Origin of the sequence: Streptomyces sp. NPDC046805 (assembly GCF_040645355.1) — a bacterium.
GTDB lineage: Bacteria > Actinomycetota > Actinomycetes > Streptomycetales > Streptomycetaceae > Streptomyces.
Genome location: NZ_JBEYYC010000007.1, coordinates 105020 through 123789 on the forward strand (window position 1 = coordinate 105020; position 18770 = coordinate 123789).

12 protein-coding genes are annotated in these 18770 nt (G+C 72.3%); 6 read left to right on the forward strand and 6 right to left on the reverse strand.

Going from position 1 to position 18770, the window contains the following annotated elements:
- The first annotated feature begins 149 nt into the window (after positions 1-149).
- A complete protein-coding gene (locus ABZ910_RS10255) occupies positions 150-1268 on the forward strand; it encodes a hypothetical protein (protein ID WP_361361585.1) in 1119 nt (372 codons plus the stop codon).
- A gap of 83 nt (positions 1269-1351) precedes the next feature.
- On the opposite strand, the gene ABZ910_RS10260 is transcribed toward ABZ910_RS10255, so the two are convergent.
- On the reverse strand, positions 1352-2455 hold the full coding sequence (locus tag ABZ910_RS10260; RefSeq protein WP_361361587.1) for an LCP family protein: 1104 nt from the start codon (positions 2453-2455) through the stop codon (positions 1352-1354).
- 472 nt (positions 2456-2927) lie between these two features.
- On the opposite strand from ABZ910_RS10260, the gene ABZ910_RS10265 reads away from it, so the two are divergent.
- From ABZ910_RS10265 to ABZ910_RS10285, 5 genes are read left to right on the forward strand one after another with little or no spacing between them, the layout of a single operon-like run.
- Positions 2928-4556 (forward strand): stealth family protein, encoded by a 1629-nt coding sequence (locus tag ABZ910_RS10265; protein ID WP_361361589.1) that lies wholly within the window; start codon positions 2928-2930, stop codon positions 4554-4556.
- Positions 4557-4571: 15 nt separating this feature from the next.
- Positions 4572-6203 carry a sugar phosphotransferase gene (locus ABZ910_RS10270; RefSeq protein WP_361361590.1) on the forward strand — a complete coding sequence of 544 codons (1632 nt, stop codon included), beginning with the start codon at positions 4572-4574 and terminating at the stop codon, positions 6201-6203.
- Positions 6200-7963, forward strand: a complete 1764-nt coding sequence (locus ABZ910_RS10275) for a stealth family protein (protein ID WP_361361592.1) — start codon at positions 6200-6202, stop codon at positions 7961-7963. The genes ABZ910_RS10270 and ABZ910_RS10275 overlap by 4 nt, the downstream gene beginning before the upstream one ends.
- Positions 7960-10056, forward strand: a complete 2097-nt coding sequence (locus tag ABZ910_RS10280) for a glycosyltransferase family 4 protein (RefSeq protein WP_361361594.1) — start codon at positions 7960-7962, stop codon at positions 10054-10056. Before ABZ910_RS10275 ends, ABZ910_RS10280 begins: the two co-directional genes overlap by 4 nt.
- A gap of 46 nt (positions 10057-10102) precedes the next feature.
- Positions 10103-12067 carry a hypothetical protein gene (locus tag ABZ910_RS10285; protein WP_361361596.1) on the forward strand — a complete coding sequence of 655 codons (1965 nt, stop codon included), beginning with the start codon at positions 10103-10105 and terminating at the stop codon, positions 12065-12067.
- 69 nt (positions 12068-12136) lie between these two features.
- Here the strand turns inward: ABZ910_RS10285 and ABZ910_RS10290 are convergent, their stop codons facing one another.
- From ABZ910_RS10290 to ABZ910_RS10310, 5 genes are all read right to left on the reverse strand, one after another.
- A complete protein-coding gene (locus ABZ910_RS10290; protein ID WP_361361598.1) occupies positions 12137-14266 on the reverse strand; it encodes a 3-hydroxyacyl-CoA dehydrogenase NAD-binding domain-containing protein in 2130 nt (709 codons plus the stop codon).
- Positions 14263-15480 carry an acetyl-CoA C-acyltransferase gene (locus ABZ910_RS10295; RefSeq protein ID WP_361361600.1) on the reverse strand — a complete coding sequence of 406 codons (1218 nt, stop codon included), beginning with the start codon at positions 15478-15480 and terminating at the stop codon, positions 14263-14265. The genes ABZ910_RS10290 and ABZ910_RS10295 overlap by 4 nt, the downstream gene beginning before the upstream one ends.
- A 199-nt stretch (positions 15481-15679) precedes the next feature.
- Complete coding sequence (locus ABZ910_RS10300) at positions 15680-16966, reverse strand: ribonuclease D (protein ID WP_361361602.1); 1287 nt, start codon at positions 16964-16966, stop codon at positions 15680-15682.
- Positions 16967-17102: 136 nt separating this feature from the next.
- Positions 17103-17765, reverse strand: coding sequence for a response regulator transcription factor (locus ABZ910_RS10305; RefSeq protein WP_055698706.1), 663 nt, complete (start codon positions 17763-17765; stop codon positions 17103-17105).
- A gap of 292 nt (positions 17766-18057) precedes the next feature.
- Positions 18058-18735 (reverse strand): DUF3000 domain-containing protein, encoded by a 678-nt coding sequence (locus tag ABZ910_RS10310; RefSeq protein WP_361361604.1) that lies wholly within the window; start codon positions 18733-18735, stop codon positions 18058-18060.
- Positions 18736-18770 lie beyond the last annotated feature (35 nt).

Here is an 18770-nt window from a genome sequence, read left to right on the forward strand (position 1 = left end):
ACGGCGCACTGCCGCAGGCGCGTCCATGCGGTGACCATGCCGCGTTCACCGAACGCTCACCTATGATGAGCGCGCTCGGCCGCCCGTACAGAGGTTCGGGGGAGAGGCGGATCCGCCGCGCCGAGGCCAGGGGAGGGGCAGGACACCTTATGCGGACGAGATCCGGGCGCGGCGCCATGCGCGCAAGAGCGGTCGTCGCGACCGACGGCGAGGCGACGCGGTACGCCGCGCAGAACACCGTCGGCGGACGCCGGCTCGTCCTGGGCAAGGACGGCAGGCTGACCGCCTACGCGCGCACCGGCGAGGGAGTGTTGCGCTGGACGGAGCTGCGGCCGGGCGGACCCGACTGGAGCGGGCCCGACTTCTTCCCGGTGGCCGGTCTCACCCATCTGACGGTGGTCCAGGGCGCCGACACCTACGTCCACTTCCTGGGGCGGCGTGAGGTGCCCAGGCCCGAGGGGCCGCCCGCGGTCGACGTCGTGCACGCCGTCCAGTACCAGACCGGCCGCCCGGTCACCGAGTGGCGCTCGCTCGGCAATCCGCACCAGGACCGTGAGAAGGCGGCGCGCTTCGGCGTGCCCGTGGCCGCGGTCAGCGGGTCGGGCCGGGTGCACGTCTTCGCGCGCAACGCCGGCCGCGGTGTGATGCTGCGGAGCGAGGGCCCCACCGGGAAGTGGGAGCCGTGGACGGACCTCAAGGGCAGCGGGGTGCAGGACGGGCTGGCCGCACTCGCCCACGCCTCCGGCCGCATCGAACTCCTCGCGGGTGGCGAGGGGGACGCCATGTGGTGGCGGCAGGGCGATGCCGACGGGGACTTCCGGCAGGAGCAGAACATCCCGCTCCGCGTGGCGCCCGGCACGGTCGCGGCGCTGGCGACCGGGCCCGACCGGACGACGTACTACTGGGCCGATCCGGACCACGGCGGCTTCGTCGCGCACCGGCCCGGCGGGTGGGTGGTCCCGCTCGGCGGCGCTCCGGCCGGAGAGCCGCTCACCGCGCTGCGCGCGACGCTGGACGGCTACGACTGCACCGTGCTGGCCCACCGCGACCTCGACCGGCAGGTCATGCTGGCCGCGTGCGCTACGGAGAACGAGCAGGGTGGCCTGTGGTGGTCGCCGACCGGTGAACGCTCCCTGGGCGCACCGGCGTTGGCGCTGGACGGCTACGGGCGGGTCGTGCTCGCCGTGCTCGACGCGGACGGCGCCCTGCGCATCGCCCGCCAGACCGACGCCCCGGGGCTGTCACTGGCCCCGTCGGTCCGCGTCTGACGGCGGGGTCGGCGTGGGCCTTCGGTAGATCAGTACGCGGGCGCGCCACGGGAGTTCACCACCGTGGCGCGCTTCCGCATCGCTCACGGGGTGGCGCCGCCCTTGGCCGGGGACTTCTTCGCCGACGCGGGAATGGTCTCGTCGCGGCGCAGGGCCTTCCACAGCCGGTTCGCCTGGGGCTGGGCGGCCACGACCCGGTTGGGGTCCTGGGCGTCGTACCGGACCGGGAGCATGATCGTCTCCATGGTCGACGGGTCGACCCCCTGCATGCTGCGGCCGAACTCGGCGAGCTTGGTGAGGGAGGCGAGGCCGGAGTCGGTCGTCAGCGACGCGGTCAGCTGGTCGGCGACGGTGTAGAGCTTGGTGGGGCTGCTCAGCAGGTTCTGCCGCTTGATCTCGGCGAGCAGGGCCATCAGGAACTTCTGCTGGAGTCCGATGCGGCCGAGATCGCTGCCGTCCCCGATGCCGTGCCGGGTGCGGACGAACTGCAGTGCCTGAGTGCCGTTCAGCCGGTGGGTGCCGGCGGTCAGGTTCAGGCCGCTGGAGGAGTCGTGGATGTCCTGGTCGACGGTGACGGGCACGCCGCCTATCGCGTCCACGAGCCCCTTGAACCCGGCGAAGTCGATCTCCACGAAGTGGTCCATCCGCACCCCGGAGATCTTCTCCACCGTCTTGACCACACAGGCCGGACCGGCCATCGAGTAGACGGAGTTGAACATCACGCGCTTCGCCGAGGGCAGCGTGGAGCCGTCCGCCTTGGTGCACTCGGGCCGGGTCACCAGGGTGTCGCGCGGGATGCTCACGGCGATCGCCTGCTGCCGGCCCTCGGGTATGTGGATCACCAGCGCGGTGTCGGAGCGCGCCCCGGACGCCTTGCCCGTGTGCAGGGCGGCGTTCGCGCCCGCGCGTGAATCGGAGCCCAGGACAAGGAGGTTCTGCCCGGACGTGGGCAGCTTCTGGGGCCGGTCGTCGCCGAGGGCCGGGCCGAGGTCGACGCCCTTGATGTTGGAGTTGAGGCTGCTGTACATCCAGTAGCCGGTGCCGCCCGCGGCCAGCACCAGCACGAGGGCTCCCCCCGCGATCCAGCGCAACGCGCGACGGCGGCGGCGCGGCGGTTTGCTCGCGCGGCGGCCCTGGGGCGCACGCCTCGATCCGCGGGTGCCCGATTCCGTAGGAGCCTGCGTCATACCGCGGTCCTCTCTCTCACTCGGTGGCTCGATGCCTGGATGCCTGGATGCCTGGGGGCGTAGGTGGGGCAGGGCGCGAGTGGGGGGAGAGACCGGGCCCGTGCGGCGGTCGAGCGCCGCGGTGTGGCGAACTATAGACCGAATGTCAGATGAGATACGGACGGGCTTTGTTGTCCGTCCGTCACCTCATATTCCGTCCCTCGTCGCCTGAGCGTCTGTTTTGTACCCTCTGTGCGTACAGTTGACAGCTAAATGAATATCTGACAATGATGTGCGCGACCTGTGAAGGTTAAAGCGTTATGTGAGAGTGGCACCGCTGTCGGCACGGTTGTCGGCAGGTGCCGAGTGGTCGCGGATTCGAGCCCGGGGGGGCTCAGAGGGCCCACGACCGCTGGTGTTCACCCGGCCCTGGCCGGGGAAAGAGGGAGGGTGGCTGTGCTGCTGCGTGCGTTGGTCCGCGAAGGGCGGCGGTGTGACGGCCGTATCTGATCACGTCGTCGGGCGCGCCCCGGATGTGGTCGGCACGCTCCCGCGCGAGCGTGCCGCACAGCGGCGCCCCGCGGACACCGGCGCCTCGACCCTCACCGTGGAACACGGCGACGTCTACGTGGTGCCGGGGCTCACCCCGCTCGCGGCCCGGGAGGCCAACCGCTCGGCCCTGTGCGCCCTGCTCGACGCGGCCGGCGTCGGCTACTTCGCCGTCCGCGGCACCGTCGACCACGGCACCGTGGTCGCCGTCGCCGAGGAGGACCGGGAGCGGGTGCTCTCCGTGCTGTTCCGCGGCCTGGGCCAGTACCCCGGACATCTCAGCGTGATCGACCCGGACGCGCCCCGGCCGGCCAAGCCCGTCTCCACGCGCGACCCCAAGGCATGGCGCGAGGTCGCCGAGGCCCGCGTGCTCCGGATCAGCTGGTCGCGCACCGACCCCGGCCGGCATCTGCTGCTCGGGCACGAGTACGGCTGCGCGATCGAGTTCTGGCAGCGGCGCGGCACCCATCTGGTCGCCCCCCGCGCCAACCGCGTGACCTGGGCGGTCGCCGCGGACGGCCCGCATGTGCCGGGCGCCGCCCGGCTGTTCAGCCACTTCGTCTCCGACTGGACCCCGCCGCACCAGGCGCCCGCGCTCGCGACCCGGCCCGAGTTCCTGGTCCCCTGCGCGGACGACATCGACTTCGCCGTCGACGCCGTCTACACCTGGGTCGACGGCGACGACCCCGCCTGGAAGCAGCGCAAGGCCGAGGCGAAGGGCGAGGTCTACCACGCCGAGTCGGCCAGCGACGCCCGCTTCATCAGCCGGGACGAACTGCGGTACTCCGTACGCTCGCTGCACCTGTTCGCGCCCTGGATCCGCAACGTCTACATCGTCACCGACGACCAGGTCCCCGCCTGGCTGCGCGAGGACCTGCCCGGACTGCGGATCGCCACGCACCGGGAGATCTTCCGCGACCCGGCCGACCTGCCCGTGTTCAACTCGCACGCCATCGAGAGCCAGTTGCACCGCATCGAGGGCCTGGCCGAGCACTTCCTGTACTTCAACGACGACATGTTCATGGGCCGCCCGGTCGCGCCCCACGCCTTCTTCACGCCCTCCGGCACCGCGCGCTACTTCCCCTCGCGCAACCGCATCCCGCAGGGCCCGGTCGTCGCCACCGACACCCCGGTCGACGCGGCGTGCAAGAACAACCGCGCCCTGCTGGAGGAGCGCTTCGGCAGGGTGATCACCCAGCCCATGGAGCACATCCCCTACGCCCTGCGCCGCACCGCGATGGAAGAGGCCGAGCGCGACTTCCCCGAGGCCTGGGCGCGCACCTCGGCCAGCAGGTTCCGGGCGATGACCGACCTGTCCCCGACCTCGTCGTTCGCCCTCTACTACGCGGCGCTCACGGGCCGGGCCCAGCCGTCCTCGATGCCCTTCACCTACATCCAGCTCGCCGTGCCGGACCTCGCCGACCGGCTGCGCCGGCTGCTGGAGGGGCGCGACAGGGACAGTTTCTGTCTCAACGACGCCTTCTCGACCCCCGAGGACATCGAGGCCCAGCAGGAGCTGCTGGACGGATTCCTCGACGCCTACTTCCCCACCCCCAGCCCGTACGAACGATGAAGCGGAGTTCATGACGTGCCCGACCCGACGTCGATGAACTCAGCGGTTCACGTCTACAAGAGGTTCGTCCCCCAGCCGGTGCGCTCCGCCGCCTCGACCACCGTGCCCGCCGGCGTGCGGCGCAAGGTCAAGGGGCAGCTCGCGCGCACCCTGCGGCGCCGCGAGGCCCGCCTGCACCGCCGGGCCCTGCGCAGGGTGCGCCGGGCCGGGCTCGGCATGTCCGAGCGCCGGACCACGGCGCCCGACGGCCGTATCGGCCATGTGCACCCCGGTCTCACCGCCGACCTGGCCCGCCGGTTCGATCTCGACCTGGTGACCCAGGCCCTCGACCTCGCCGAGATCCCGTGGTTCGCGGTCCCGGCCCTCGACGACCGGCGGATCTGCCTGGCCGTCGACCAGCGCGACCGGGGCGCGGTCCGGCGCGTGCTGCGCGCGCTCCTCGAGGAGCACACCGGCTACCTGGTCTCCGTCTCGCCCGCCCAGAGCGACACCCGAGAGATCCCGGGCAGCCAGGTGAAGGCATGGAAGCACTACGGCAAGGCCCGGGTGATCCGCCTGACCTGGCTGCGCACCGACCCCACCGAGAACCTGTGGGTGGGCGAGGACCAGGGCATCGAGATCGAGTTCTGGGCGGCCAACACCGACCTGGCCACCGAGCGCCTCATCGGCCCGCGCCCCAACCGGGTCCAGCGCGCCGTGCCCAGCGACGCGGCCGGCATCGAGATCGGCCTCGACCGGCTCTCCGGCTACTGCGACATCGACGGCGACCTGGAGCCCACCATCACGCTGGAGACCTTCGACGTCGTACGGCTCGAGGAGATCGGCTTCCCCGTCGACGCCGTCCTGCTGTGGCAGCACCCCACCCCCTGGGGCGAGGAGCTGCTGCGGGCCGGGCTGCGCTCCCTGCACCAGTACGCGCCCTGGGTCGACGTCGTCCATGTCGTCGCCGAGGCCGAGCCGCCGGCCTGGCTGCGCTCCGGCGAACGGCTCAGCGTGGTGCGCGCACGGCCCGGCGCCGAGTGGTACCTGCACCAACTGCCGGACCTGGCCGAGCACTTCCTGCTGCTGCGCCCCGGCGCCCTGCTCGGCAGGCCGGTCCGGCCCTTCGACTACTTCATGCCCAGCGGCGCGAGCCGCCCCCGGCGCGGCCCCTGGAACGCCGAGGAGTCCTTCGCCCCCTGGACGCGAGCGGCCTACGCCGCCACCGGACGGATCACCGCCCACGGCTACGCGCACGGCCCCCAGCCGCACCGCGTCCAGACCCTGGCCCGGCTGGCCGAGGCGGGCAACCCGCCCCTGGAGGCGGCCGACGCCCAGCGGGCACCCGCCGTCCCCGGCACCCATCCGCTCGACGGCGTGGCCCACCACTACGGCTACGTCGGCGGACTCGCCGACCCCTCCGGCGAGACGTCCGTGGCCCTGCACGCGGCCCTCCCCGCCCTGCGCACCCGCCTCGAACGGCTCCTGGTGCGCCGGGACACCCAGCAGATCCAGCTCCTCGGCCTGGGCACCGACCAGGCGCGCGACCGGCGCGGCGACGCGGCGGTGGCCGGCTTCCTGCACCGCTACTTCCCCGTCCCCAGCGTGTTCGAGCTCGACCACGCCCCGGCCTCCCCGACGTCCGACGAGGCGGTTGATCACCCGTGAGCATCGGCAACCCCGAGGCATCCGCCGCGGTCGGGGCGTACCGCACCCTGGTCCCGGCCGGTCTCAGACAGCGCATCGCCCGCCGCGTCCCCCTCCGGCTGCGCACGGTGCTGAAGCAGCTGCTGCGCCGACTGCACGTCTTCGGCGCCGGCATCCGCCTGTTCCGCGGCGTGCGGGCACGCCGCCGCTGGCCCCAGCTGTCCGGCGGCGGCGAGCGGCTCGTCGCGCTGGCCGGTCCCGGGGCCCGGATCGCGCTCGTACGGCCCACCGTCTCGCCGCTCGGCCTGCGCGAGGCCAACCTCGAACTCGTCGTCACCGCCCTGGAGGAGGCGGGCATCGATTACTTCGCCGTCCGCGGCGCCTCCGATTTCCGCTCCTGCCTCGCCGTCGCCGAGACCGACCGCGACCGCGTCGCCCCGGTCCTCGAGAACCTCGCCGGCCTCGGACCCGTCTATCTGCGCGCCTGCCGCGGGCAGGCTGCCCAGGGCCGGGGGGCGCTGTGCGGGTCGCGGCGCGCCCGGCGCCTCGGCCGGGAGGCGCGCGTGCTGCGCGTCGGCATGGTCTGGAGCGACCCGGCCGGTTCGCTGGTGCTGGGTCTGGAGTACGGCTGCGACGTGGAGTTCTGGCAGCCGGACGAGGGCCGGCTGGTCGCCCCGCGCCCCAACCGCGTCACCGAGGACGTCGCCCCGCACGAGCCCCGGGTCACCGTGCCCATCAGCCGGCTGACCGGCTTCGCGGCCCTGCACACCCGGCGCACCCGGGCGGTACGCACCATCCGGCCCTGCGCCGAACCCCTGCCGGAGGACGTGCGCTTCCCGATCGACGTCGTCTACACCTGGGTCGACGGCAGCGACGCCGCCTGGCAGCAGCGGCGCGCCGCGTACGGCGAGGGCGGCTACCACACCGAGTCCGCCAACGCGGCCCGCTACATCAGCCGCGACGAACTGCGCTACTCCCTGCGCGCGCTGGAGCAGCACGCGCCCTGGGTGCGCCACGTCTACCTGGTGACCGACCGCCAGCGGCCGTCCTGGCTCAACGAGGGCTCCCCGCGGCTGACCGTCGTCGACCACTCCGAGATCTTCGACGACCCGGCGGCGCTGCCCACCTTCAACTCGCACGCCATCGAGAGCCGCCTGCACCACATCAAGGGCCTGGCCGAGCACTTCCTGTACTTCAACGACGACATGTTCCTCGGCAGCCCCGTCACCCCGCAGGACTTCTTCCTCTCCAACGGCATGACCCGCACCTTCTTCTCCCCCTCCCAGGTGCCCCGCTGGGACCTCACCCCCGTCGACCGGCCCGTGGACGCGGCCGGCAAGAACAACCGGCGGCTGGTGCTGGAGCACTTCGGCACCGCGATCGTGCAGAAGCTGCGGCACGCTCCCTACGCGCTGCGCCGCAGTGTGCTGCACGAGATCGAGCGGGAGTACGCGCAGGAGCACCGGCAGACGTCGTACAGCCGCTTCCGCAGCCCCACCGACATCTCGATCCCCTCCTCGCTGTACCACTACCACGCGTATCTGACGGGCCGCGCCGTGCCCTCCCAGATCGACTTCGCCTACCTCGACCTCGCCAAGCCCGAGATCCAGCGCCGGCTGGGCATCCTGCTGGCCCGCCGCGACCGGCAGGCGTTCTGCATCAACGACACCCTCTCCGACGGCCACGACGTGGCACGCCAGACCGCCATGCTCAGCGCGTTCCTCCAGGCCTACTACCCCGTGCCGAGTCCCTTCGAGCGGAAGGAGCGTGAGGTCCGATGAAGATCTCCTTCCTGATCAACAACATCTACGGCATCGGGGGCACCAACCGCACCGTCATCAACCTCGCCGAGGCGCTCTCCGTCCACCACGACGTCGAGATCGTCTCGGTGTTCCGGCGGGCGAACACCACCAAGTTCGACATCTCTCCGCGCGTCACCGTCCGCGCCCTGGTCGACCTGCGGCCCGGCGGCGCCGACCGCGGCGCGCCCGGCAGCGACGAACCCAGCGAAGTGGTGCCGCGCCAGGAGGAGTTCTACGCCCAGTACAGCAGGTTCACCGACGGGCGGATCATCCGCGAACTGCAGCGGACCACCGCGGACGTCGTCGTCGGCACCCGGCCCAGCCTCAACCTCTTCGTCGCGGCCCACACCCGCGACGGCGCCCTGCGCGTCGCCCAGGAGCACATGACCCACCTCGCCATCCCCGCGGCCGTACGCGCCGAGATGGCCCGGGTCTACCCGCGGCTGGACGCGATCACCACCGTCACCGACGCCGACGCCCGCTCCTTCCGCGCCAACAGCCCGATCCCCGGCATCCCCGTGGTCGGCATCCCCAACAGCGTGCCCGAGCCGTCCGTGACGCCGTCCGACTGCACCCGCAAGGTCGTCGTCAGCGCCGGACGCATGCACCGCATCAAGCGGTACGACCTCCTCGTCCGTGCCTTCGCCCAGGCGGCCGAGGAGTTCCCCGACTGGCAGCTGCGCATCTACGGCGACGGCGGCGAGGCCGGCACCCTGCGCGCCCTGGCCACCGAACTCGGCCTGAGCGGGCGGGTGTTGTTCATGGGCGGCTTCTCCCCGATCGAGTCCGAGTGGGCCAAGGGCTCCATCGCCGCCGTCACCTCCAGCGAGGAGTCCTTCGGCATGACGCTGGTGGAGGCGATGCGGTGCGGACTGCCCGTGGTCTCCACCGACTGCCCCGTCGGCCCCCGCGAGATCCTGAGCCACGGCGACGACGGCTTCCTCGTTCCCAACGGCGAGGTGGAGGGCATCGCCTGGGGCCTGCGCCGCCTCATGGCCGACGAGCCGCTGCGCCGCGCCATGGGCGCCGCCGCCCTGCGCAACGCGGCCCGCTTCGACCCGGCGGCCGTGGCCGACCGCTATCTGGACGTCTTCGCCGAGGCCGCCCGGCGCCGCGCCGTCACCGGCCGCGGCTACCGCGCGCCCGCAGGCGCCCGCAAGGAGGGCGCCGAACGCCTCACCGTGCCGCCCGTCTCGCTCGGCATGGCCACCGTCGACGTCACCGCCGACGACGCGGGCTGGCTGCGGCTGGCCGCCCAGGGCCCGGGGGAGGGCCGCCGGCGCTGGCAGTTCGTCCTGCGCCACAAGCCGTCCGACGACGACCCGCGTCCCGACCTCCCCCTGCGCACCTCGCGCAAGGCCCTCGACAACGGCGGCACCCAGTACACGGCCGTCCTCACCCCCACCGCCCTCGACGAACTCGGCGACGGACGCTGGCAGGTGACCATGCGCACCGCCAAGTCGGCCGCCGTCCACATGAAGGCGGGCCTGCGCGACACCCGCGCCCTCATCGACGCCCGCGCCCGGCTCGTCGGCCGCCCGCCCACCGGCTCCGTCGTCTGGAACCTGCCCTACGCCCAGCCCAACGGGCGCCTGATGCTGCGCACGGTGCTGCGCGAACAGCACGCCGAGTGCACCGGCGTCGAGGTCGGCGACGGACGGATCACGCTGCGGGGCGTGCTGTGCGGCGGACGCCGGATCGAGCCGGGCGCCCTGTTCGTCGTCAGCCGGCGCGGACCGCACACGCAGAACGTCACCGTCCCCGTCGAGGTCACCGGCCGCCAGGCGTTCCGGGCGGAGGTGCCCGTACGACGCGTGGTCGACCACCGGCTGGAGCGCTGGGAGGACTGGGACTGGTGGCTGCAGCCCGACCCGCACGACCGGCGCAAGGTGCGCGTGTGCCACCTGCTGGAGGACTTCCCCGACGTCAAGGGCGCCTACGCCTACCCCTCCCTGCCGCTCGTCGGCGACGAGGACTCCGACTTCGCCGTGGTCCACCCGGCCCGTCCGGTGTGGGTACGGCCGTACTGCTCGGCCTCCGGCGCCATGGCGATGAACGTGGTGGACCGATGAAGGCCCCCGCACGACCGACGTGTTCCGCGACGACCCTGGAGCCCCGATGACCGCTACGCCCCGCTCCGTCCTCCACATCGTCGCCCACCACGACGACGACCTGTACTTCATGAACCCCGACCTGGTCCGCGCCCTCCAGGACGGCGACCCGGTCACCACGGTCGTGCTCACCGCGGGCGAGGGCGACGGCGTGAACGTGGACACCGGCGACGCCGGGCGCACCGCCGTCGCCCCCGACTTCGCCCGCTACAGCACCGAACGCGGCTGCGGACTGCGCTCCGCCTACGCCCGCATGGCCACCGGCGACCGCGACCGCCCCTGGCAGCGCGAACCCGTGGACCTCGTACCGGGCTTCACGGCCGAGCGGTTCACCCTCCCCGGCCACTCCGTGTGCCTGTACTTCCTCCAGCTCCACCAGGGTGCCCCCACGCACGGCGGCTCCCGCACCCGGATCCACGACCTGTGGGACGGCGCCCTGCGCACCCAGGCCACCCTCCCCGCGCACGGCAGCACCGTCGGCGAGGTCCAGCACGTCACCCGCGAGCAGGTGATCGCCGCACTGACGGCCCTGCTCGCCCACGTCCGCCCGAGCACCGTACGCACGCTGGACCCGGATCCCGAACACGACGGCGGGAAGCAGGAGTTCGTCTGCTCCGACCACGTCGACCACAGCACCACCGCCCAGTTCGCGCTGGCCGCCCTGACACGGCACCGGGAGGCCGGCCACAACCCGGTCGTCGAGCACTACCGCGCCTACGCCAACCGCTTCTGGGGCCAGAACCTCGACTCGGCCGCGCTGACGGAGAAGGCCGAGTACCTGGCGACGTACGCCGGACTCGACGCGCCCGCCGTCTGCCCGCACGGCACCTGCGAACGGTGCGGCGACCGCCAGCTCGGCCCGAACCCCTACCGCAGCACGCATATGAGGAGCACCGCCTACCGCTACTCACCGGCCACCGGTTGGCTGCGCCTGGGCCCGGGCGGCCGGCTCAACGCCTTCGCCGTGCTGGCAGGCCGGCTCGCGTTCTGGACCGAGACGGCTGCGGCCAGTGGTGAGTGGAAGGGGCCGTTCGTCCTCGGCGACGGCTGGCTGAGCCCCACGCTCGCGGTCACCGGGCTGCCGGGCGGCCCCGCCGAACTGGTGGGCCTGCGCCGTCAGCACGTGGTCGGCAGCGGGGTGACCGTCGACGTCGTGCACACCGTGCAGGACCCCGGCGGCAACGGGTTCGCCGGCTGGCAGACGCTGCAGAACCCGGACTGGACCCACGGCGACGGCCGCCGCCAGCGCGAGGCGGGCGTGCCCTCGGCCGCCGTGGACGCGGCGGGCCGGCTGTACGTCTTCGTCCGGGACTTCGCCCAGGGCATCAGCATGCGCCGCCGGGAGGCGAACGGCGCCTGGCTGCCCTGGGAGCACATCGGCGGGCGCTTCGTGCAGGACGCGGGCACCACTCTGGTGACCGAGCGCGGAACCGTCGAACTGTACGTGCCCGGCAAGAAGACGGTGTGGCGCTGGCATCAGACCGAGCCCGGCGGCCCGCTCCTCCTCGACGACACCCTGCAGACGGGCCGGCCCGCCACCGGCGGCGTCACCGCCGTGGACTCGGGCGACGGCCGCACCTGCCTCTACTTCCGGGAGGCCGGCACCCAGCAGGTCATGGCCTACCGCCAGCACGCCGACGGCCGCTGGCCGGGATCCGGCGCCGGACTCGGCGGCCACGGCGGCACCGGCCCGGTGGCCGGTCTGTGGGCACCCGAGCGCGGCGCCCGCGAGGCCTACCTGGCGCACCGCGGCAGCCGCGGCCGGCTCGTCGTCTCCCTGCCCGACCGGAGCAAGGACGTCTCCGGCACCCACTGGCGCGAGTCCGGCGAGATGGTCACGCACGCCCCGGCGATGGCGTACGACGCGGCCGGCGCGGTGGTGGTCGCGGTCATCGGCACGGACGGCCGGCTGCATGTCCGCCGCCAGCTGACGCCCGCGGTGGGCGGCCCGCTGGGCCCCTGGCGCACCTGACGGCGCGGCGACGGGAACACGAAAGAGGGCCTCCGCGCGGAGGCCCTCTTCCTGCGTCGTCAGGACGTGTTACGCCGGGACGCTCGCCAGCCCCTGCTCCAGGAACCGCTTGCCGTTCACGCGCTCCGACACGCCCTCGCGGTCCAGGTACGGCGTGATGCCGCCCAGGTGGAAGGGCCAGCCGGCGCCGGTGATCAGGCAGAGGTCGATGTCCTGGGCCTCGGCGACGACACCCTCGTCGAGCATGAGCCCGATCTCCTGGGCGACGGCGTCGAGCACGCGGTCCCGGACCTGCTCCTCGGTCAGGACGGCATCGCCCTGCTTCAGGAGCGCGGCGACCTCGGGGTCGAGCTCCGGCTTGCCGCTGTCGTAGACGTAGAAGCCGCGCTTGCCCGCGTCGACGACCGCCTTGAGGTTCGGGGAGACCTCGAAGCGGTCGGGGAAGGCCCGGTTGAGGGTCTCCGAGACGTGCAGACCGATCGCGGGACCGACCAGCTCGAGGAGGACCAGCGGCGACATCGGCAGACCGAGCGGCTCGATGGCCTTCTCGGCGACCTCGACCGGGGTGCCCTCGTCGATGACGTTCTGGATCTCGCCCATGAAGCGGGTGAGGATGCGGTTCACGACGAACGCCGGGGCGTCCTTGGTGAGGACCGCGGTCTTCTTCAGCTTCTTGGCGACGGCGAACGCCGTGGCCAGCGAGGCGTCGTCCGTCTGCTCGCCGCGCACGATCTCGAGCAGCGGGAGGATCGCGACCGGGTTGAAGAAGTGGAAGCCGACGACCCGCTCGGGGTGCTTCAGCTTCGACGCCATCTCCGACACCGAGAGCGAGGAGGTGTTGGTGGCGAGGATCGCGTGCGCCGGGGCGACCGCCTCGACCTCGGCGAACACCTGCTGCTTGACGCCGATCTCCTCGAAGACGGCCTCGATGACGAAGTCGGCGTCCGCGAAGCCCTCGGCCTTGTCCAGGACACCGGTGACCAGCGCCTTGAGGCGGTTGGCCTTGTCCTGGTTGATACGGCCCTTGCCGAGCAGCTTGTCGATCTCGGCGTGGACGTAGCCCACACCCTTGTCGACGCGCTCCTGGTCGATGTCGGTCAGGACGACCGGCACCTCCAGGCGGCGCAGGAAGAGCAGCGCGAGCTGGCTGGCCATCAGACCGGCGCCGACGACGCCGACCTTGGTGACCGGGCGGGCCAGCGACTTGTCGGGGGCACCGGCAGGACGCTTGCCGCGCTTCTGGACGAGGTTGAACGCGTAGATGCCCGCGCGCAGTTCGCCGCCCATGATGAGGTCGGCGAGCGCCTTGTCCTCGGCGTCGTAGCCCTGCTGGAGGTCGCCGTTCTTCGCCGCGGCGATGATGTCCAGCGCGCGGTAGGCGGCCGGGGCCGCGCCGTGCACCTTGGAGTCGGCGATGAAGCGGCCCTTGGCGACGGCCTGGTCCCATGCCTCGCCGCGGTCGACGACCGGGCGCTCGACCTCGGTGTCGCCGCTGAGGACGTTCGCCGTCCAGATCAGCGACTGCTCCAGGAAGTCGGCACCCTCGAACAGCGCGTCGGCGATGCCGAGTTCGAAGACCTGCTTGCCCTTGAGCTGCTTGTTCTGGTTCAGGCTGTTCTCGATGATGACCGAGACGGCCTTGTCGGCGCCGATCAGGTTCGGCAGCAGTGTGCAGCCGCCCCAGCCGGGGACCAGGCCGAGGAAGACCTCGGGCAGCGAGAACGCCGGGAGCGCCTTGGAGACGGTCCGGTAGGTGCAGTGCAGACCGACCTCGACGCCGCCGCCCATCGCGGCACCGTTGTAGTACGCGAAGGTCGGGACCGCGAGGCCCGCGAGGCGCTTGAAGACCTCGTGGCCGCCCCTGCCGATGGCGAGCGCGTGGTCGTGCTCCTTGAGGATCTCCACGCCCTTGAGGTCGGCGCCGACCGCGAAGATGAACGGCTTGCCGGTGATGCCGACGCCGACGATCTCACCGGCCGCGGCCTCCGCCTCGACCTGGTCGATCGCCTTGTCCAGGTTCGCGAGCGAACCCGGGCCGAAGGTGGTCGGCTTGGTGTGGTCGAAGCCGTTGTCGAGCGTGATGAGCGCGAAGCGCCCGGCGCCGAACGGCAGGTCGAGGTGGCGGACGTGCGCGGACGTCACGACCTCGTCGGGGAAGAGTTCCGAAGCCTGCTTCAGAAGCTCGGTGGTGGTGCTCACTTGTCCCCCTCGAAGTGCGGGTTCTCCCAGATGACCGTCGCGCCCATGCCGAAGCCGACGCACATGGTGGTCAGGCCGTAGCGGACGTGCGGCTGCTCCTCGAACTGGCGGGCCAGCTGCGTCATCAGACGCACGCCGGAGGAGGCCAGCGGGTGACCGAAGGCGATGGCGCCACCGTACTGGTTGACGCGCGCGTCGTCGTCGGCGATGCCGTAGTGGTCGAGGAAGGCCAGGACCTGGACGGCGAAGGCCTCGTTGACCTCGAAGAGACCGATGTCCTCGATGGACAGGCCCGCCTGGGCGAGCGCCTTCTCGGTCGCCGGGATCGGGCCGTAGCCCATGACCTCCGGCTCGACACCCGCGAAGGAGTACGAGACGAGGCGCATCTTGACCGGCAGGTTGTTCTCGCGGGCGAAGTCCTCGCTCGCGATGATCGACGCGGTGGCACCGTCGTTGAGACCGGCGGCGTTACCGGCGGTGACGCGACCGTGCACACGGAACGGCGTCTTCAGACCCGCGAGGCTCTCCAGGGTCGTACCCGGGCGCATCGGCTCGTCGGCCGTGACCAGGCCCCAACCGGTCTCGCCGGCCTCGGGGTTGGTGCGGCGGACCGAGATCGGCACCAGGTCCTGCTGGATCTTGCCGTCGGCGTACGCCTTCGCGGCCTTTTCCTGCGAGCGCACGGCGTACTCGTCGGCGCGCTCCTTGGTGATGTGCGGGTAGCGGTCGTGCAGGTTCTCCGCGGTCATGCCCATGAACAGGGCGGACTCGTCGACCAGCTTCTCGCTCACGAACCGCGGGTTCGGGTCGACGCCCTCGCCCATGGGGTGGCGGCCCATGTGCTCGACGCCACCGGCGATGACGGCGTCGTACGCACCGAAGGCGATGGAGCCCGCGGTGGTGGTGACGGCGGTCAGAGCGCCCGCGCACATGCGGTCGATGGAGTAGCCGGGGACCGACTGCGGCAGACCCGCGAGGATTCCGGCGGTACGGCCCAGGGTCAGGCCCTGGTCACCGATCTGCGTGGTCGCGGCGATGGCGACCTCGTCGATCTTCTTCGGGTCGAGACCGGGGTTGCGGCGCAGCAGCTCCCGGATCGCCTTCACGACCAGGTCGTCGGCGCGGGTCTCGTGGTAGATGCCCTTCGGGCCCGCCTTGCCGAACGGGGTGCGGACGCCGTCGACGAAAACGACGTCCCTGACGGTACGAGGCACGATGGCTCTCCTCCAGGGTGCGGGATGGCACTGCTGCGACGCGCAGGCACAAGTGCAAGCACAAGTGCTGAGCGCGCGCTCAGGCTCATGCTACTTGTCGGTAACGTAGCTGCACACCCCTACCCCGGGGAGCGGCGAAGGTCACATCAAGGGACCCGCGCTCCAAGGGGGGCGCGGGTCCGTGTGCCGACGGGGGTGCCTAGGCGTCCTTGGCCGCCAGCGCGGTGACGAGCAGCGGCGTCACCAGCTCCACCTGCCAGGGCCGAGCGCCGTAGCCCACCAGGGCGGCGGCGACGGCTTCCGGGTCGGCGGACGGCGGTTCCCAGCACACGCGCCGCACCGTGTCCGGAGCGATCAGGTTCTCCTGCGGCATGGCGAGCTGCTCGGCCAGTGCCGACACCGCGGCGCGGGCCGCCGAGAGCCGGGCCGCGGCCGCGGGGTCCTTGTCGGCCCAGGCGCGCGGCGGCGGGGGTCCCGTGACGGGCTGACCGGGCTGCGGCAGCGCGGACTCCGTCAGTGCCTTGGCGCGGTCCACCGCGGCCTGCCACTGCTCCAGCTGGCGGCGCCCCATCCGGTGGCCGAAGCCGTTCAGCGCGGCGAGCGCGTGCACGTTGGACGGCACGGACAGCGCTGCCTCGACGATGGCGGCGTCCCCGAGCACCTTGCCCGGCGACACGTCGCGCCGCTGGGCGATCCGGTCCCGCGTCTGCCACAGCTCCCGCACCACGCCGAGCTGCCGGCGCCGGCGCACCTTGTGCATGCCGGACGTACGGCGCCAGGGGTCCTTGCGGGGCTCCGGCGGCGGGGCCGAGGCGATCGCGGCGAACTCCTGCAGGGCCCACTCCAGCTTGCCCTGCCGGTCCAGCTCCTTCTCCAGCGCGTCCCGCAGATCGACGAGGAGCTCGACGTCCAGGGTGGCGTAGCGCAGCCAGGGCTCGGGCAGCGGCCGGGTCGACCAGTCGACGGCGGAGTGGCCCTTCTCCAGGACGAAGCCGAGGACGTTCTCGACCATCGCGCCGAGGCCGACCCGCGGGAATCCGGCGAGCCGCCCCGCCAGCTCCGTGTCGAACAGGCGGCTGGGCACCATGCCTATCTCGCGCAGGCAGGGCAGATCCTGGGTGGCGGCGTGCAGCACCCACTCCACGCCGGACAGCGCCTCGTGCAGGCCGGAGAGGTCGGGGCAGGCGACGGGGTCGATGAGCGCGCTGCCCGCGCCCTCGCGGCGCAGCTGCACGAGGTAGGCGCGCTGGCCGTAGCGGTAACCGGAGGCGCGCTCGGCGTCGACGGCGACGGGGCCGGAGCCGGCGGCGAAGGCGGCGATCACCTCGGCCAGCGCGGCCTCGTCGGCGATCACGGGCGGGATGCCCTCACGGGGTTCGAGCAGCGGGACCGGCACTCCTGTCGCAGGAGATCCGCCGTCGTCCGGAGGGGTACCTCCGGGGGTGCGCAGTGGCAGGTCGGCTGCGGTCTCTTGGGCGTCGGTCACATGTCAAGGGTATCTGTGTGTGGACAGCACCCGTCGACGGAACGTTCCGCCGACGGGGGTCCGAGGTCGTAAACCAGTCAGGTCGGTGAAATGGCAACGAGCCAGGTCCGTGAAATGACCTGCTCATGATCGGTGTTCAGTGGATGATTCCGGTCCGCAGCGCGACGGCGACCATGCCGGCGCGGTCACCGGTGCCGAGCTTGCGGGCGATGCGGGCGAGGTGGCTCTTGACGGTCAGGGCGGACAGGCCCATCGAGACGCCGATCGCCTTGTTCGACTGGCCCTCCGCGACCAGGCGCAGCACCTCGACCTCGCGGCCGGACAGCTCGCGGTAGCCACCCGGGTGGCTCGGGGTACCCGGGGGGCGGCGGTGCATACGGGCGGCGGCGGAGCCGATGGGGGCGGCGCCGGGTCGGGTGGGGAGCCCGATGTTCGTACGGGTGCCGGTGACGACGTAGCCCTTGACCCCGCCGGCCAGGGCGTTGCGCACGGCACCGATGTCGTCGGCCGCGGACAGCGCCAGCCCGTTGGGCCAGCCCGCGGCACGGGTCTCGGACAGAAGGGTCAGGCCGGAGCCGTCGGGCAGGTGGACGTCGGCGACGCAGATGTCGCGGGGGTTGCCGATGCGGGGACGAGCCTCCGCGATGGACGAGGCTTCGATGACATCGCGCACACCGAGCGCCCACAGATGGCGGGTGACGGTGGAGCGGACGCGCGGGTCGGCCACGACCACCATGGCGGTCGGCTTGTTCGGGCGGTAGGCGACCAGGCTTGCGGGCTGCTCGAGGAGAACGGACACCAGGCCTCCTGGGGGGCGGGTCGGGGGGCCGGCTCTGGGGATGAAGCCGGGGCGAACCGTGCTTTCAAGGTCACAGTCGTCTTCGGCACCAAACCCGTCCGCCTTTAGAGAATGATCACGATCTGGTGAGTACTTATCCGAGCAATTCGGACACGCGATCGATCATCCGAAGATCGAATCGGTTCGAGCGAGTGCACATGTCGGTTCGAGCGCGTGCGCTTACGGGATCGAAAGTGGCCGTATCGACAAAGAGATGGTCAATGGTTGGTGATCGATCCGGCGGGCGTGCGTGTCAGCGGGACTGCGGTCCCCTGCGCTGCGGCAGAGTCACCACCGACGCGTCACCCGGCGCCGCCGGCGGCAGACCCGCGACCTGAGCCAGCAGGTCGCACCAGGCCGCCAGGTGGGCCGCGGTGTCCGGCACGCCGCCCAGGCCCTCGCGCGGCGTCCAGGACGCACGGATCTCGATCTGCGACGCGGCGGGGCGCGCGGCCAGCCCGCCGAAGTAGTGCGAGCTCGCGCGCGTGACCGTGCCGCTCGGCTCGCCGTACGACAGCCCGCGCGTCTGGAGCGCGCCCGTCAGCCACGACCAGCACACCTCGGGCAGCAGCGGATCGGCCGCCATCTCCGCCTCCAGCTCCGCGCGCACCAGCGTCACGAGCCGGAAGGCGCCGTGCCACGCGTCGTGCCCGTCGGGCTCGTGCAGCAGGATCAGACGCCCGTCGGCCAGGTCCTGGTCGCCGTCGACGACCACCGCCTCCAGCGCGTACGCGAAGGGGGCCAGCCGCTTGGGGGCCGGTGTCGGATCCACCTCGATCTGCGGCCGCAGCCGCGCGGTCCTGAGCGCCTCGACCGCGGCCCGGAACGCCGGAGGTGCCGAACTGTCCGTATGCCGGTCCGCCTTCCCCGTCTCCTTCGCGTCGTCCATCCCGCCAGCGCCGTCCGACAGTCGTCCCTGAGCCGCAGCCATGCGGGGAAGATTAAGGGGAACGGTGGCTTCGCGCA